At 74.9% G+C, this 15,668-nt stretch carries 12 protein-coding genes; 4 read left to right on the forward strand and 8 right to left on the reverse strand.

Annotation, left to right across the window (positions count from 1 at the left end):
• Nucleotides 1–23: 23 nt before the first annotated feature.
• From OKX07_RS09450 to OKX07_RS09485, 8 genes are all read right to left on the reverse strand, one after another.
• Nucleotides 24–1,217, reverse strand: a complete 1,194-nt coding sequence (locus tag OKX07_RS09450; RefSeq protein ID WP_265631626.1) for a ThiF family adenylyltransferase — start codon at nucleotides 1,215–1,217, stop codon at nucleotides 24–26.
• A complete protein-coding gene (locus OKX07_RS09455) occupies nucleotides 1,214–1,555 on the reverse strand; it encodes a cupin (RefSeq protein WP_265631628.1) in 342 nt (113 codons plus the stop codon). Before OKX07_RS09455 ends, OKX07_RS09450 begins: the two co-directional genes overlap by 4 nt.
• A 42-nt stretch (nucleotides 1,556–1,597) precedes the next feature.
• Nucleotides 1,598–2,353: a respiratory nitrate reductase subunit gamma gene (gene narI / locus OKX07_RS09460; RefSeq protein WP_265631631.1), complete on the reverse strand. Its 756-nt coding sequence runs from the start codon at nucleotides 2,351–2,353 to the stop codon at nucleotides 1,598–1,600.
• A complete protein-coding gene (gene narJ / locus OKX07_RS09465) occupies nucleotides 2,350–2,982 on the reverse strand; it encodes a nitrate reductase molybdenum cofactor assembly chaperone (protein ID WP_265631633.1) in 633 nt (210 codons plus the stop codon). Before narJ ends, narI begins: the two co-directional genes overlap by 4 nt.
• Before the next feature lie 32 nt (nucleotides 2,983–3,014).
• On the reverse strand, nucleotides 3,015–4,319 hold the full coding sequence (locus OKX07_RS09470; RefSeq protein WP_265631635.1) for an MFS transporter: 1,305 nt from the start codon (nucleotides 4,317–4,319) through the stop codon (nucleotides 3,015–3,017).
• Nucleotides 4,320–4,455: 136 nt separating this feature from the next.
• Nucleotides 4,456–4,812, reverse strand: coding sequence for a cupin domain-containing protein (locus tag OKX07_RS09475; RefSeq protein WP_265631637.1), 357 nt, complete (start codon nucleotides 4,810–4,812; stop codon nucleotides 4,456–4,458).
• Between the two features lie 11 nt (nucleotides 4,813–4,823).
• Complete coding sequence (locus tag OKX07_RS09480; RefSeq protein WP_265631638.1) at nucleotides 4,824–5,129, reverse strand: DUF2249 domain-containing protein; 306 nt, start codon at nucleotides 5,127–5,129, stop codon at nucleotides 4,824–4,826.
• The gene (locus OKX07_RS09485; protein ID WP_265631640.1) at nucleotides 5,126–5,890 is read right to left on the reverse strand and encodes a helix-turn-helix transcriptional regulator; all 765 of its coding nucleotides are present in this window, start codon (nucleotides 5,888–5,890) and stop codon (nucleotides 5,126–5,128) included. Before OKX07_RS09485 ends, OKX07_RS09480 begins: the two co-directional genes overlap by 4 nt.
• Before the next feature lie 81 nt (nucleotides 5,891–5,971).
• Between OKX07_RS09485 and OKX07_RS09490 the strand changes: the two genes are divergently transcribed.
• From OKX07_RS09490 to OKX07_RS09505, 4 genes are all read left to right on the forward strand, one after another.
• Entirely contained in the window at nucleotides 5,972–7,129 is a 1,158-nt protein-coding gene (locus OKX07_RS09490; RefSeq protein ID WP_265631642.1) for a hypothetical protein, read from the forward strand.
• Nucleotides 7,126–9,777: a multicopper oxidase domain-containing protein gene (locus OKX07_RS09495; protein WP_265631644.1), complete on the forward strand. Its 2,652-nt coding sequence runs from the start codon at nucleotides 7,126–7,128 to the stop codon at nucleotides 9,775–9,777. The genes OKX07_RS09490 and OKX07_RS09495 overlap by 4 nt, the downstream gene beginning before the upstream one ends.
• Nucleotides 9,778–10,013: 236 nt before the next feature.
• Complete coding sequence (locus OKX07_RS09500) at nucleotides 10,014–11,447, forward strand: MFS transporter (RefSeq protein WP_416220854.1); 1,434 nt, start codon at nucleotides 10,014–10,016, stop codon at nucleotides 11,445–11,447.
• Nucleotides 11,447–15,643: a bifunctional nitrate reductase/sulfite reductase flavoprotein subunit alpha gene (locus OKX07_RS09505; RefSeq protein ID WP_265631646.1), complete on the forward strand. Its 4,197-nt coding sequence runs from the start codon at nucleotides 11,447–11,449 to the stop codon at nucleotides 15,641–15,643. Before OKX07_RS09500 ends, OKX07_RS09505 begins: the two co-directional genes overlap by 1 nt.
• Nucleotides 15,644–15,668 lie beyond the last annotated feature (25 nt).

Genomic DNA, 15,668 nt, shown 5'->3' on the forward strand with positions numbered 1-15,668 from the left:
GCTCACGCGCCGAGCGTGGGCGCTCACGCGCCGCGGGCCGGTGCGGGGTGCGTGCGCAGCGCCGCGAGCGGCAGGTGGCGCACGTCCCGCACACCGGCCGCCCGGGCCAGGGTCGCCGCGTGCGCCGACCGTGCGCCCACGCGGCACACCAGCACGAGCGGGCGGTCCGGGTCGAGGTCCGCGAGCGTCGCCTCGGTGACGAACTGCGCGAACGGCACGTGCCGTGCCCCGGCCAGCGGGCTCGCGGACGCCTCGGCCGGGTCGCGCAGGTCGACCACGTCGGCGTCGACGGGCGTGCCCGGATCGGACGTGCCCGGGTCGGACGTGCCGGACGTCGGGGCGGCGGCGCCCGCGCGAACGCCCAGGTCGGCGACCTCCCGGGTGGGCGGACCCGCCGCGGCCACCTGACCGCTGCCGCCGGCCCGCAGGTCCGGACGCGCGCCGGTGCGGCGCCGCACCGGCACCTCGTGCCACGTGCCGGCGAACGCGTCGTGCACCGCGACCCGACCCAGCAGCGTGCGTCCCGCGCCGCAGACCAGCTTGACGACCTCGAGCGCCATCGCCGCACCCGCCGCGGCGCACACCGCGCCGAGGACGCCGTCCACCGCGCAGGACGGGACGGTGCCCTCGGGTGGCGGCCCGCCGAAGACGTCGCGCAGGTCGACGCCCGCGCCCACGGGCGGCTGCGACCAGAACGTGCTCACCTGCGCGTGCCCGCGCTGCAGCGAGCCCCACACCCAGGGCAGGCCCAGCTCCGCGCACACGTCGTCGACGAGGTACCGGGTCGCGAAGTTGTCGGTCCCGTCCACCACCACGTCGTACGCGCCCAGCAGGTCGTGGGCGTTGTCCGGGCCCAGGCGCACCGCGTGCGCGACGACGTCGAGGGACGGGTCGAGCGCGCGGACCGCGTCGGCGGCAGAGTCGACCTTGCGGCGCCCGACGTCGGCCGCGCCGTGCACGACCTGCCGCTGCAGGTTCGAGGTCTCGACCACGTCGTCGTCGACGATCCCGAGCGTGCCGACGCCCGCCGCGGCCAGGTACAGCAGGACCGGTGAGCCCAGCCCGCCGGCACCAAGGACGAGCACCCGGGACGCGAGCAGGCGGCGCTGGCCGGCCTCGCCGATCTCGGCGAGCACCAGGTGACGCGCGTACCGGGCGACCTGGTCCGGCGTGAGCGCCGGCCCGGGTGCGACCAGCGGCGGCAGCGCGTCGCTCACCCGTGCGGCCTCGTCGCGACGCCCGTCACTGTGGTCAGCAGCACCACGCTGTCCTCGAGGGCGACCACCGAGTGCCGCTCGTGCGTCAGCTCCCACAGCTCGCCGGCGACGACCTCCTGCTGGACGTCGTCGCCGACCTCCACGCGCACGTGGCCGCGCAGGGCCTGCAGGCTCGCGGCGGGTGGTGACGAGTGCTCACCCAGACGGGCGCCCGCGACGAGCGCGAGCACGGTCTGGCGCAGCTCGCCGTCGTGCACGACGAGCTGCGCGCTGCGGCCGTGCGGGTCGGTGAGGGCCGCGGCGAGGAGCTCGTCGGCCAGGGCGTGGAGATCAGGCATGGGTCGATCCTGCCAGGGGTCGGTGCCGGAGGGGGCGGCAGCTCACAGCCGCGGGCGGGCGCCCGGGCGTTCGATGCCTTCCCAGCCGGGCCGCGCGGCGCGGGAACCCGCGTCCCCGGCGTCCCGGGAGCGGTACACGATGTACGGGCGGAACAGGTACCCCACCGGCGCGGAGAACACGTGCACCAGGCGCGTGAACGGCCAGATCCCGAACAGCACGAGGGCGCTGACGACGTGGACCTGGAACATGGCCGGCACACCGGCCATCAGCTCGGGCTGCGGCTGCAGGGTCAGCAGGCTGCGGACCCAGGGCGAGATGCTGCCGCGGTAGTCGTACGCGTCGCCGAACACCTGGAACTGGATCGTCGCGAGGGTCCCGAAGCCCAGCGTCGCCGCGAGCACGACGTACATGAGCTTGTCGGACCGCGTCGTGGCCAGGAAGACCGGGCCGACCATCCGCCGCCGGTAGATGAGGATCGCGAGCCCGGCGATCGTCAGCACGGCCGCCGCGGTCCCCATCCACGTCGCGCCCAGGTGGTAGGCGTGCTCGTCGACGCCGATCGCCTCGAGCCACGCGCGCGGGATCAGCAGGCCCACGACGTGCCCGGCCAGGACCATGAGGATGCCGAGGTGGAACATCGGCGACCCCCAGCGCAGCAGGCGGTTCTCGTAGACCTGCGACGAGCGCGTCGTCCACCCGAACTGGTCGTACCGGTAGCGCCAGATGTGCCCGACGACGAAGACCGCGGCCACCGCGTAGGGCAGCGCGACCCACAGCAGCGTGTCGGTGGGGCTCATGCGGGGACCTCCGTCGGACGCGTCGTGGGGAACGGCAGCAGAGGACGGTCCAGCCCGACGGTCTCCTGCGGGGGTCCCTGGGCGAGCAGCGCCGCGAAGCGCTCGGCCGTGCCCGGGTCGACCTCGGGGAGGGTCAGGCACACCGCGTCGAGCAGGTGCGCGTACGGCGTGCCGTACCCGTGCAGCGCCGAGCGCAGGACCTCGATGCCGTCGCGATGGCTCGCGAGCAGCAGGTCCGGGACCGGGCCGCGGTCCCGCGCCGACAGCTCGAGGACCCCGGGCAGGTGGTCGGGGAGCTCGTCGTCGCGCGGGGTCCACCCGCACGCGCGGAACGCCTCGACGAACCGCACGAGCGCCATGCCGCGCCGGCGGGTGTCGCCGGCGGCGTAGTAGGTGAGGTAGAGCGCGCACCGACGGCGCATGTCGAACGTCCGCACGTAGTGGGCCTGCCGGTCCACGACGTCCCATTCACCGACCGCGTCCAGGAACCGCACGAGGGCGTCGAGCACCGCTGCGGGCAGCGTGCGCAGGTCCGCGGACGCCTTGCCGCGGCGCAGCCGGGAGCCGAGCCGGACGAGTGCCTCGGCGGGGCCGCCGCCGGACGTGGGGCGGTTGTCGGTCGTGGTCATCGCATCTCCCGGGTGGGTCGGGGTGGACGGCGTCAGCTGGGGCGTGCGGCCCCGGGGCGGGCGTAGTTGACCCACGTGAGGACGGTGCAGACCGCGAAGTACGCGGCGGCGCCGACGAAGAACGCGACGGGCGTCCACACCGACAGCGCCATGCCGACGACGAACGGCCCGAAGGCGGCGATCGCGGAGGTGAACCCGATGACGCCGCCGGCCTGGCGGCGCGGGAAGATCATCGGCATCTGCTTGAACGTGCCCGCGTTGCCGATCCCCGCGAACGTGAAGACCGCGAGCATCGCGACGAGGAACCACGTGAACTCGTCGACGTCGGACGGGGTGAGGAAGAACGTCGCGACGACGGTCGAGATCGTCATGCCGATACCGGCGACGAGCGTCCAGACGGCGCCGCCGTAGCGGTCGCACAGCGGACCCCACGCGGCCCGGGTGATCGAACCCAGCAGCGGCCCGAGGAACGCGAAGCGCAGCGGGTCGGGTGCGTTCTCGAAGCCCCCGTAGACGTTGTTGATGAGCAGGCCGAGCTGGGCGGCGAAACCCGAGAACGCACCGAACGTCATGGTGTAGATCGCCGTCATGACCCACGTGTGCTTCTCGCGGAAGATGTCGAGCTGCTGGCGGAAGTTGGCCTGGACGGGTATCCGCTTGAGGAACACGGCGGCGAGGACGATGCCGAGCACGACCCAGGGGATCAGGACGAGGGCCGCGTTGTGCAGCCAGATGTGATCGCCGTCGATCGTCTGCTGCGGGGTCAGCGCCGTGGCGCCCAGCAGGCCGAAGCCCACGACCCACGGCACGAGGAACTGGATGAGGCTCACGCCGAAGTTGCCGATGCCGGCCTGCAGGCCCAGCGCGGTGCCGGACATCCGCCGGGGGAAGAAGTAGCTCGTCGACGGCATGAACCCGGCGAAGGCGCCGCCCCCGATGCCGGTCGCGAACGCGAGCACGAGGAGCGTGGTGTACGACGTCGAGGCGTCGCGGACCGCCAGGGTCCACCCGACCATCGGCAGCAGCAGCAGCGTCGCCGAGCCCCCGACGAGGGTGCGGGTGCCGACCACGGGGGGCAGGAACATGAAGACCAGGCGCATCAGGCCGCCGGCGAGACCCGGCAGGGCGACGAGCCAGTAGAGCTGGGCGGTCGTCAGGTCGAACCCGACGAGGTTCAGCCGCGGTGCGATGGCGCTGACCAGGTACCACACCGCGAAGGCGAGCGTCAGGTTGTACGTCGTGATCCACAGCGTGCGCCACGCGAGGCGCTCGTCCCATGCGTCCGGGTTCTCCGGGTCCCAGCCCGAGAGGTCCGCGGCGCGGGTGGCGTTCGGCATCGAAGGGCCTCCGTGTCGGTTCCATCAACCACGTCCCGTCCACAGTGGCGGGCTCGCGAGGACATGGCACGTGTAACGGCCGTGAATATATGGAACCTGCCCGGGCGGGACCGCGACCGATCCCGCCCGGGCGGGCTCAGCGCGCGTCGAGCATCGTCAGGGCCAGCCTGCTCGCGACGACGGCCTCGACCGCGTGGGGCAGCCGGGTGCCCAGGTGCACGACCCCGCCCGGCCGCAGGTCGACGGTGCGTCCGTCCGCCGTGATGCGCAGGTGCCCGTCGAGCACCTGGAGCAGCACCGGCACCGCAGCCGTGTGCTCGGTGAGCACCTGACCGGCGTCGAACGCGAACAGCACGACGCGCGTGCCCTCCGCACGCAGCACGGTGCGGGACACGGTCGCCTCGGGCTGGACCTCGACGAGCGACGCCAGGTCGGCGACGTCGGTCATGACGGGGACGGCGGTCGTTGCGGGTACGGCGGTCTCGCTGCTCATGGCGGGGGTGCTCACGCCTCGGCGCGGCGCGTGATCCGCACGTGCCAGTCGTCGGGTCCCTCGACGAGGTACTCGACGTCCACAGGTGCACGCTCGGCCAGCTGCGCGAGCAGCGGGCGGGGGGCGTGCGGCGCGATGATCACGAGCGACCCGCCGGGTGCGATCGCGTCGAATGCGCCGAACACGGTGGCGTGCCGGATGGCGTGCGGGATGGTCCGCACGTCGAGCACCGGGTCGGCGTCGTCGTGGCCGCCGCAGCCGCACGTGTGCCCGGCGGGCTGGGGGGCGGTGGGCAGGATCTCGACGGGCTGGCTCATGGCTCTCCTTCGGTGGTCGCGCGCCGGTCGGCGCGCACAGGGGACGGGACGCCGGCGGAGCCGACCCCCGACAGGTGCAGCTCGCAGTGCCGCGGGCCGACGAACGGGACGAGACGCTCGGCATGGACCGGCCCCCCGACCTGCTCGAGGACGCCCTGCGCGAGCCCCAGGTGGACGCTGCACACGACCTCGGGTCGTTGCCGTGCGAGGTCGAGGAACGGGCAGCGCCACAGGTCGAACGTCGTGCCGTCGGCGCCCATCACCGGGTCGAAGCCGAGGTGGTCGAGGTGGGACTCCAGGGCGAGGACCTGGTCGTGCGGTCCGGAGGGCAGCGCCGGGAGGTCGTCGACCATGTCGCGACCGGCGCGCCGCGCCGAGGCCGCCACGTCGGCGACGGCGGCGCCGTACCCGCCGAGCAGCAGGCCCGTGAGGCGCGCGCGGGCGATGGACTCGGAGAGGCGCCGGGCGGCGCCGGGGTCGTTGCGCACGTCGTCGCGCGTCGTGGCCCGGTAGACCGTGCGGGGCCGGCCGCGGGTCGTGCGACGTTCCGGCTCCCGCACGACGAACCGTGCGTCGACGAGCCGCTGCAGGTGCTCGCGCACGGTGTTCTCGTGCAGTCCGGTGCGCGCGGCGAGCGCGGGGGTGGTCGAGGGGCCGTCGTTCTGCAGCACGTGCAGCAGCTCGACGCGGCTCGCGGACGACAGCACCCGGGCGGCGGGGGTGCGGCGCACGCTGCCGCCGCGGTCACCGTCGATCGTCATGCCCACCTCCTTCCGGATCGCACCGGCGTCGCGGGACCCAGGTCCCGCGTCCGCCTCGGCGTCATTAAATACCCTCGAACCGTGGAAAAGACTGGGACCAGGGTCCCGCGGCACGTGGTCCTGCTCGTCCCCGCCGGGCTCGCGATGCTCGCGGGCCTCGACGGGGCGCTCCTGCTCCTCGGCCTGCCCGCCCCGGTGAGCCTCGACCGCTGGTCCGACGTGCACGGGCCGCTCATGACCCTGGGGTTCGTCGGCACGCTGGTCGTGCTCGAACGGGCCGTGGCGGTGCGCCGGCGGGGGGCGCTCGTGGCCCCCGCGCTGCTCGGGCTCGGTGGCCTCGCGCTGCTCAGCCCGCTGCCGCTGGCCGTCGGGCAGAGCGCGTTCGTCGCCGGTGCCGTCGGGCTCGTCGGCGTCTACCTCGTCGTGTGGCGCCGCCAGGCCTCGGTCGCGATCGCCGTGCAGGCGCTCGGTGCCGCGCACGCCGTGGCCGCGGCCGTGCTGTGGCTCGCCGGTACGGCCGTGCCGCACCTCGTGCCGTGCCTCGCCGGCTTCCTCGTCCTGACGATCGCGGGGGAGCGCCTCGAGCTGCTGCGGGTCGCCGGTCCGGGTGAGCGCGTCGAGGACGCCGTGTGGGGGCTCGCCTGCGGGTGGGCGGTCGCGAGCGCGCTCGCACTGCTGTGGCCGAGCGTCGGCTGGCACCTGCTCGGCGCCGTGCTGCTCGCGCTCGTCGCGGTGCTGGTACGTCACGACGTGGCGCGCCGCACGGTCCACGCCACCGGCCTGCCGCGATTCATGGCGTGCGCGATGCTCGCCGGGTACGCCTGGCTCGCGGGCGCCGGCGCCCTGTGGCTCGTCGCCGGCCCCGTGCTGCCCGGCCCGGGGTACGACGCCGCGCTGCACGCCGTGTTCCTCGGCTTCGTGCTGTCGATGGTCATGGCGCACGCCCCGGTCATCCTGCCCGCCGTCCTGCGACGGCCGCTGCCCTACCGGCCCGTCATGTACGTCCCGCTCGCGCTGCTGCACGTCACGCTCGCGGTGCGCGTGCTCGTCGGGGACGCGCACGGGCTCGACGTCGTCGTGCGGGTGGGCGGGGTCGGCAACGTCGTCGCGCTGCTGCTCTTCATCGCCGTCGCCGTGACCTCGGCGCTCCTCGGGCCCGTCGATCGCCCGGTGCGTCGTGCCGGTCCAGGGCCCGTGCAGCAGGCCACGTCCGGTCTCACCGTCGGGGGTGTGCGATGACGCGCGCCGGCCACCACCTGCGTGCCAACGCCCTCGTCCTGGCCTGGCTCGTCGCCGCCGCCGTCGCCGCCGTCGCCCACCGCTGGCTGCCCGAGGCCGGCTGGCTGCTCGTGCACCTGCCGCTGCTCGGCGCCGTCACCACCGCGATCCTCGTGTGGAGCCAGCACTTCGCCGACACGCTGCTGCGGCACCCCGCACCGCGCCGCGCGCTGGCACGGCGGCTCGGGCTGCACACCGCGGGCGCGCTCGCGGTCGTCGTCGGCCACCTCGCCTCGCTCACCCCCGTGCTCGTCGCGGGCGGCCTGGCCGTCGCGGCCGCCGGTGTCGCGCAGGCCGTCGGCATCACCCGGCAGCGCCGCGGCGCGCTGCCGTCGAGGTTCGGGCACCTCGCGGGCGCCTACGTCGCGGCCGGGCTGCTGCTGGTGCCCGGCGTCGCGTGCGGTGTCGCCATGGCGGCGTCCGCACCGGCTCCCGAGCCGTACGCGCGCTGGTACGTCGCGCACGTCGTCCTCACGCTCGTCGGCTGGGTCGGCGTCACGGTCGCCGGCACCCTCGTGGTGCTGTGGCCGACGATCCTGCACGCGCGGATCGACGACGTCGCCGAACGGTCCGCCGCCCGCGCGCTGGTGCTGCTCGTCGCCGGCACGCTGGTCGCTGCCGCCGGCCCCGCGACCGGGCTGCGGGCCGTGACGGTCCTGGGTCTGCTCGTCGTGCTCGGCGGCATCGCCCTGGTCTCCCGGGTGCTCGTCCGCCAGGCGCGCACGGCACCGCCCGTCACCTTCGCCGCCGGGAGCGTCGCCGCCGCCGTCGTGTGGTGGGCCGCCTCGGTCGCGACGCTCGGCGTCGTCGTCGCCGTGGCCCCGACCTGGCACGACGCCGTCCCGCACCTGTCGGCGCTCGCGCCCGCGACCGTCGCCGGCTTCGCTGCGCAGGTGCTCGTCGGCGCCCTCTCCTACCTCCTGCCGGTCGTCCTCGGTGGCGGACCCGCGGTGTCCCGCACGGTCGCCGCCGAGCTCGACCGGTCCGCGGTGGTGCGCGTCGTCCTGCTCAACGGCGGGCTCCTGCTCTTCCTCCTGCCGTCGCCGAGCCTCGTGCGGGTCGTCACGTCGATGCTCGCGCTCGCGGCCGGGGTGTGGTTCCTGGTCCTCGTCGCGCGCGCGGTCCGGATCGCGCGGCGCGGGACGCAGGGTGCACCCGCACCCGTCGTCCCGGCGCGTGCGAACGAGCCGGACCCCGTCGCGGTCGGGATCGCCCGTGCGCGCCGGCGTGGCGCCGGGAGCGTCGCGGTCGGGGCGCTGCTCGTCGCCGTCGTCCTCGGGCTCGCGGGTGACCCGACGGCGGCGGGCCTCACGCAGGTCGCGGCCGTCGGGGGCTCGGCCGCGGCGGCCGGTGACATCGCCGCGACCGGGGGCACGACGACGGTCACGGTCGAGGCGCAGGACATGCGGTTCGTCCCCGACGTGATCGAGGTGCCCGCGGGCGACCGCCTCGTGCTGGAGGTCGTGAACGTGGACGACACCGTGCACGACCTCGTCCTGGACGGCGGGGTCACGTCCGGCCGGCTGGTGCCGGGGGCCCGGGCGACCGTCGACCTGGGCGTCGTCGGCCGGGACCTCGCCGGCTGGTGCTCGGTGGCGGGGCACCGCCTCATGGGGATGACGCTCGCCGTCGTCGCCACCGGCGGCGCCGCGCTCGCGCAGGACGCCGTCCCGGACGACGGCCACACCGGGCACGCACCGGCCGGCGCGGGTGCGACCCCCGCAGCAGGCCTGCTGGACCTCCTGGCTGCGCCCGACGACGGGTTCGTCGCGCACGACCCGAAGCTGCCGCCCGTCGGCCAGGGCACCACGCACCACGTCCGGCTCGAGGTCACCGAGCAGGTCCAGGAGGTCGCCCCCGGGGTGACCCGGACGGCGTGGACGTTCGGCGGCACGGCACCGGGACCGGTCCTGCACGGGCGGGTCGGCGACACGTTCGTCGTCACGCTCGTCAACGACGGGAGCCTGGGCCACTCCATCGACTTCCACGCCGGGGCGCTGGCGCCCGACGACGTCATGCGGACCATCGAGCCTGGCGAGACGCTCACCTACACGTTCACCGCCACGCGCAGCGGCATCTGGATGTACCACTGCTCGACCATGCCGATGAGCCTGCACATCGCCAACGGCATGGTCGGCGCCGTCGTCATCGACCCGCCCGGGCTCCCGCCCGTCGACCACGAGTACGTGCTGGTGCAGTCCGAGCTGTACCTGGGGGAGCAGGGCGGTGCTGCCGACGAGAGCGCGCTGACCGCGCAGCAGCCGACGCTCCTGACGTTCAACGGCTACGCGAACCAGTACCGCGACCGGCCCCTGGAGGTGCGCGCGGGTGAGCGCGTGCGGGTGTGGGTGCTCGACGCGGGGCCGAACCGGTCCTCCTCCTTCCACGTCGTCGGCGGGCAGTTCGACACGGTGTACCGCGAGGGCGACTGGACGCTGCGCGACGGCGGGTCGACCGGCACGGGTGGTGCGCAGGTGCTCGCGCTGCAGCCCGCCGAGGGCGGGTTCGTCGAGCTGACGTTCCCCGAGGCCGGCACCTACCCGTTCGTCACCCACGTCATGGGCGACGCGGAGCGCGGTGCGCTGGGTCGGTTCGACGTCACGGGCTGACCTCGCCGACGTGTGCGCCGCGGGATCGCGGGCCCGGGCGTTCTCACATCTGTGACGGGCGCCGTGTGCGCGGAACGTTCGCGGCGGGTTACGCGGGCGCGCGACCGGGCGAAACACGGCGCTCCTAGCCTCGACCACGACGCCGGCACCACGCGGCGACGCCCCCGCCGGGCAGCGACCCGGCCCGACGCCCGAACCCGCGTGCTCGCACGCGGCCCGACGCCCGGAGGCTCACCGTGACCCAGACCCCGACGACGCCCGCGCCCGCCGCGGGCCCGTCCACGCCACCCGACGCGACGACCGACGCGACGACCGACCACGGTCCCGGTGCGGTCGTCCTCACCCCACCGGGGATGACACCCCCGCTCGTGCGCCACCGCGGCCGCTGGCTGCACGGCTGGAACCCCGAGAACGCCGAGCAGTGGCAGGCCGTCGGCCGGACCGTGGCGCGCCGCAACCTCGTCCTGTCGATCGTCGCCGAGTTCCTCGGGTTCGCCGTGTGGGCGCTGTGGAGCATCGTCGTCCCGCAGCTGCCCGACGCCGGCTTCGCGCTCACCTCGGACCAGATGTTCTGGCTGATCGCGGTCCCGTCGCTCGTCGGCGCGACGCTGCGCATCCCGTACACGTTCGCCGTGCCGCTGTTCGGCGGTCGCAACTGGACGATCGTGTCCGCGCTGCTGCTCCTGGTGCCTGCCGGTGCGCTCGCCTGGGCGGTCCAGCGGCCGGACCTGTCGTTCACCGTCCTGCTGGTGGTCGCGGCGCTCGCGGGTGTCGGTGGCGGCAACTTCGCGTCCTCGATGGCCAACATCTCGTTCTTCTACCCCGAGCGCGAGAAGGGCCGGGCCCTGGGCCTGAACGCCGCCGGCGGCAACATCGGCACCGCGGCGGTGCAGCTCGCGGTCCCGCTCGTGATCGTCGTCGGTGCGGGTGTCCATCTCGAGCGGGCCGGCCTGATGTTCGTGCCGCTCGCGATCGTCGCCGCCGTGCTCGCCTGGCGGTACATGGACAACGTCAAGGACGCCGCGACCGACCCCCGCACGTACGGCTCGGCAGCCCGCCAGAAGCACACGTGGATCATCTCGTTCATCTACATCGGCACGTTCGGCTCGTTCATCGGCTTCTCCGGGGCGTTCCCGACCCTGCTGAAGAACGAGTTCCCCGCCATGACGATGTCGATCGCGTTCCTCGGCGCCCTGGTCGGATCGGTCGCCCGGCCCGCCGGCGGCATCCTGGCCGACAAGCTCGGCGGTGCGCGGGTGACGGTCGCGGCGTTCGCGGTCATGGCCGTCGGCACGGTGTCGGCGATCTTCGCCCTGCGGTCCGGGTCGTTCGGCCTGTTCTTCGGCTCGTTCCTGCTGCTGTTCCTCGCGACGGGCGCCGGCAACGGCTCGGTGTACCGCATGATCCCCGCGGTGTTCCGGCACGGCGCGGGCGACGCGACCGACCGGGCGCGGCGCGCGAAGGTCGCGGCCGGGTGCATCGGCATCGCCGGGGCCGTCGGCGCGATCGGCGGGTTCCTCATCCCGCGGGGGTTCGCGATCTCGACCACGCAGACCGGGGGGATCGAGGCCGCGCTCTGGGTGATCGTCGGCCTGTACGCCGTCATGGCGACCACGACGTGGCTCGTCTACGGCCGGCGCACCTCGGCGTTCGGCGACGCCCTCATCTGATGACCCTCACGACGACCGCACAGGACGAGCGCACGGCCGCGACGCAGGTCGCGACCGTGTGCTCGTACTGCGGCGTGGGCTGCGGCATCGTCCTCGACGTGGGCGAGGACGGTGCGGTGCGTCGCGCGAGCGGGGACCGGTCGCACCCCGCGAACGCCGGGCGCCTGTGCACCAAGGGCGCGACGAGCGCGACGATGCTGGCGGCCGGCGGGCGGCTGAGCACCGCGCTCGCCCGCACCGAGCGTGGGGCGGCCCCCGTCCCCGTGGACGTCGACGCGGCCGTTGCGGACGTCGCGCGGCGCCTGCGCGAGATCCTCGATCGCGACGGACCCGACGCGATCGCGCTGTACGTGTCCGGGCAGATGAGCATCGAGGCGCAGTACCTGGCCAACAAGCTCGCCAAGGGGTACCTGCGGACCAACCAGATCGAGTCGAACTCGCGGCTCTGCATGGCCAGCGCAGGCACCGGCTACAAGCTGTCGCTCGGGTCCGACGGCCCTCCCGGGTCGTACGAGGACCTCGACCACGCCGACGTGTTCCTGGTGATCGGCGCGAACATGGCCGACTGCCACCCCGTGCTGTTCCTGCGGATGCTCGACCGCGTCAAGGCCGGCGCTCGGCTGATCGTCGTCGACCCGCGGCGCACCGCGACGGCCGACAAGGCCGACCTGTTCCTGCAGGTGCGGCCCGGCACGGACCTCGCGCTGCTCAACGGCCTGCTGCACCTGCTGGTCGAAGCCGGGGCCGTCGACGACGCGTTCGTCGCCGAGCACACCACCGGTTGGGACGCGATGCCGGGGTTCCTCGCGGACTACCCGCCCGACGTCGTCGAGACCCTCACGGGGGTGCCGGCTGCCGACCTGCGGGCCGCTGCCGCGCTGATCGCCGGCGCCGAGAACTGGGTGTCCTGCTGGACGATGGGTCTCAACCAGTCGACGCACGGCACGTGGAACACCAACGCCCTGGTGAACCTGCACCTGGCGACCGGCGCCATCGGCCGGCGGGGGAGCGGGCCCTTCTCCCTGACGGGCCAGCCCAACGCGATGGGCGGCCGCGAGATGGGCTACATGGGTCCGGGTCTGCCGGGTCAGCGCAGTGTGGTCGACGCCGACGACCGCGCGTTCGTCGAGGACCTGTGGGGGGTGCCGCGGGGCACGATCCGCGCCGACGGCGTGGGGACGGGCACCGTCGACATGTTCCGCCGCATGGCCGACGGCGAGATCCGCGCGTGCTGGGTGATCTGCACGAACCCCGTCGCGTCCGTGGGCAACCGGCGCACCGTCATCGAGGGCCTCGAGCGCGCCGAGCTGGTCGTCACGCAGGACGTCTTCGCGGACACCGAGACCAACGCGTACGCCGACGTCGTGCTGCCCGCCGCCATGTGGGCGGAGGCCGACGGGGTCATGGTCAACTCCGAGCGGACGATGACCCTGGCCCGGCGCGCGCTCGCCGCGCCCGGGCAGGCGCTGCCCGACTGGGAGCTGATCGCGCGCGTCGCCACCGCGATGGGCTTCGACGGCTTCGCCTACACCTCGCCGCAGGAGGTGTTCGACGAGCTGCGCCGGTCCTCGAACCCCCGCACCGGGTACGACCTTCGCGGGGTGTCGTACGAGCGCCTGCGCCGCGAGCCCGTGCAGTGGCCCTGCGCGTCGCCCGACGCGCCCGCGCGCAACCCGCTGCGCTACCTCAACGACGGCGAGCACAGCCCGGTCCTCACGCGCCCCGACGGCACGCGACCCCGCCTGGCCTTCGCCACCCCGGACGGTCGCGCCGTCTTCCACGCGCGCCCGCACACCGACCCCGCCGAGATGCCCGACGACGACCACCCGTTCTGGTTCACGACCGGCCGCGTGCAGCACCAGTGGCACACCATGACGAAGACCGGCAAGGTGCCGGCCCTCACCAAGCTCGAACCGGGTCCGTTCGTCGAGGTCAACCCCGCCGACGCCGCGCACCTGGGCCTGGTGGACCGCGCGCCCGTCGAGGTCGCGTCCCGCCGCGGGCGCGCCGTGCTGCCCGTCGTCGTCACCGACCGCGTGCCCCCCGGCACCTGCTTCGCACCGTTCCACTGGAACGACGTCTTCGGGGAGTACCTCGCGGTGAACGCGGTGACCAACGACGCCGTCGACCCGCTGTCCTTCCAGCCCGAGCTCAAGGCGTGCGCCGTCGCCCTGACGCCCGTCGCCGTCGTCGCACCCCCGGCCCCCCTGGCACCCACGGCCCCGGAGCGCGCCGCACCGGGCACCTTCCCGCACGCGACCCCGGAGTTCGACGGACCGGCGACGATGCGCGCCCTCGCGGCGGCGCTCGGCGTCGACGACGTCGCACCCCCGGCGCTCGGGGACGACGAGCGCCGCTACCTCGCGGGCTTCCTCGCCGGCCTGGGGCGCGGCGCCACCGGCACGCCCGTGCTGCCCGCGACCGCCCCGCTGTCCGGCGACCACGCGCTGTGGGTCGACGGGGTCCTCGCCGGGATGTTCTCGCGCGCACCCGCACCGCCGACCGCGTCCGCACCGTCGCACACCGTCACCGTGCTGTGGGCCTCGCAGACGGGCACGGCCGAGGAGGTCGCGGGCGTCGTCGCGCAGCGCCTGGCCGCAGCGGGCCGTGTCCCGCAGGTGGTCGCCATGGACGACGCGCTCGAGAACCTGCCGCGCCACGGCGACGTCGTCCTGGTGACCAGCACGTTCGGCGACGGCGACCCCCCCGACAACGGCGCCGCCCTGTGGGAGGTCCTCGCCGACCCGCAGGCGCCGTCGTTCGCCGGGGCGCGGTTCGCGGTGCTCGCGCTCGGCGACCCCACGTACGACCGGTTCTGCGGGCACGGCCGCCGCCTCGACCACCGGCTGACCGAGCTCGGTGCGCAGCGGCTCGTGGAGCGCCTCGACCGCGAGCCCGGCGACGACGCCGCGGTCGAGCGGTGGGTCACGGGCCTGGTCGCGGTGCTCACCGGGGCCGCGGCCGGCGCCCCGACGGGTGCCGCACCGGGCGGCGGCGCCGCGGAGCCCGCCGGGACGTCGCCGACCGGGACGTCGCCCGGCGTGGTCGCGTCCGGACCCGCGCGTGCGACCCGCTCGACCCCCGGCACCGCGCGCCTCGTCGGCCGCCGCCGCCTCGGCGAGCCCGGTTCGGCCAAGGAGGTGCGCGAGATCCTCCTCGACACCTCCGACAGCCCGCTGCCGGTGACCTACCAGGCGGGCGACGCGCTCGCGGTGCGCCCCGTGACGCCGTTGCCGCTGGTCGACGAGTGGCTCACGGCCACGGGACTCGACGCCGACTCCCCGGTCGTGCTCGACGGCACCACGCGTCCGTTGCACGACGCGCTGCGCACCGGCCTCGACCTCGGCCGTCCGACGCCGGCCCTGCTGCGGTTCGTGGCCGAGCGCGCCGGCGGCACCGCGGGCGCCGACCTGCGACGCCTGCTGCGCGGCGACAGCCGCCAGGACCTCGAGGCGTGGACGTGGGACCGCGGCGTCGTCGACGTCGTCTCGGGGCACCCGGTGGACGCCACCGCGCAGGAGTGGGTCGACGCCCTGCGCACGCTGCAGCCGCGCGCGTACTCGATCTCGTCGAGCCCGCTGGTCGACCCGCAGCGCGTGCGTCTGACGGTGTCGGTCGTCCGGTACGCCAACGCCGCCGGGCGGCCGCGCGGGGGCACGTGCTCGACGTTCCTCGCCGACGCCGCGCCCGACACCGAGGTGGCCGTGCACGTGCAGCCGAACGCGCACTTCCACCCGCCGGCGGACCCGGCGGCACCCGCGGTGATGATCGGCCCCGGCACGGGGGTCGCGCCGTTCGTCGGCTTCCTCGCCGAGCGCGCGGCCCGCGGGCACACGGGCGACAACTGGCTCGTGTTCGGCGAGCAGCATGCGCAGACCGACTTCTGGTACCGCGAGGAGCTCGACGCGTGGCGGTCCGACGGCGTCCTGACCCGGCTCGACACCGCGTTCTCCCGGGACCAGCGGCAGAAGGTCTACGTCCAGGACCGCCTGCGTGAGCACGGCCCGGCCCTGTGGGCGTGGCTCGAGCGCGGCGCGCACGTCTACGTGTGCGGCGACGCGTCGCGCATGGCCCCGGACGTCGACGCGGCGCTGCGCGAGGTCGTGGCCCGCCAGGGCCGCCTCGACGCCGCCGACACGACGGCGTACGTCAAGCGCCTCACGGCGGACCGCCGCTACGCCCGCGACGTCTACTGACCGCCTCGTCGGTCTCGCGAGAGCG

This window comes from Cellulomonas sp. S1-8, assembly GCF_026184235.1.
Classification (GTDB): Bacteria; Actinomycetota; Actinomycetes; order Actinomycetales; family Cellulomonadaceae; genus Cellulomonas.

Excerpts from the sequence above, each read along its gene's own strand:
- narJ (WP_265631633.1), bottom strand. The coding sequence starts at position 2,982 with ATGACCACGACCGACAACCGCCCCACGTCCGGCGGCGGCCCCGCCGAG.
- OKX07_RS09480 (WP_265631638.1), bottom strand. The coding sequence starts at position 5,129 with ATGAGCCAGCCCGTCGAGATCCTGCCCACCGCCCCCCAGCCCGCCGGG.
- OKX07_RS09495 (WP_265631644.1), top strand. The coding sequence starts at position 7,126 with ATGACGCGCGCCGGCCACCACCTGCGTGCCAACGCCCTCGTCCTGGCC.
- narI (WP_265631631.1), bottom strand. The coding sequence starts at position 2,353 with ATGAGCCCCACCGACACGCTGCTGTGGGTCGCGCTGCCCTACGCGGTG.
- OKX07_RS09505 (WP_265631646.1), top strand. The coding sequence starts at position 11,447 with ATGACCCTCACGACGACCGCACAGGACGAGCGCACGGCCGCGACGCAG.
- OKX07_RS09475 (WP_265631637.1), bottom strand. The coding sequence starts at position 4,812 with ATGAGCAGCGAGACCGCCGTACCCGCAACGACCGCCGTCCCCGTCATG.
- OKX07_RS09455 (WP_265631628.1), bottom strand. The coding sequence starts at position 1,555 with ATGCCTGATCTCCACGCCCTGGCCGACGAGCTCCTCGCCGCGGCCCTC.
- OKX07_RS09470 (WP_265631635.1), bottom strand. The coding sequence starts at position 4,319 with ATGCCGAACGCCACCCGCGCCGCGGACCTCTCGGGCTGGGACCCGGAG.
- OKX07_RS09485 (WP_265631640.1), bottom strand. The coding sequence starts at position 5,890 with ATGACGATCGACGGTGACCGCGGCGGCAGCGTGCGCCGCACCCCCGCC.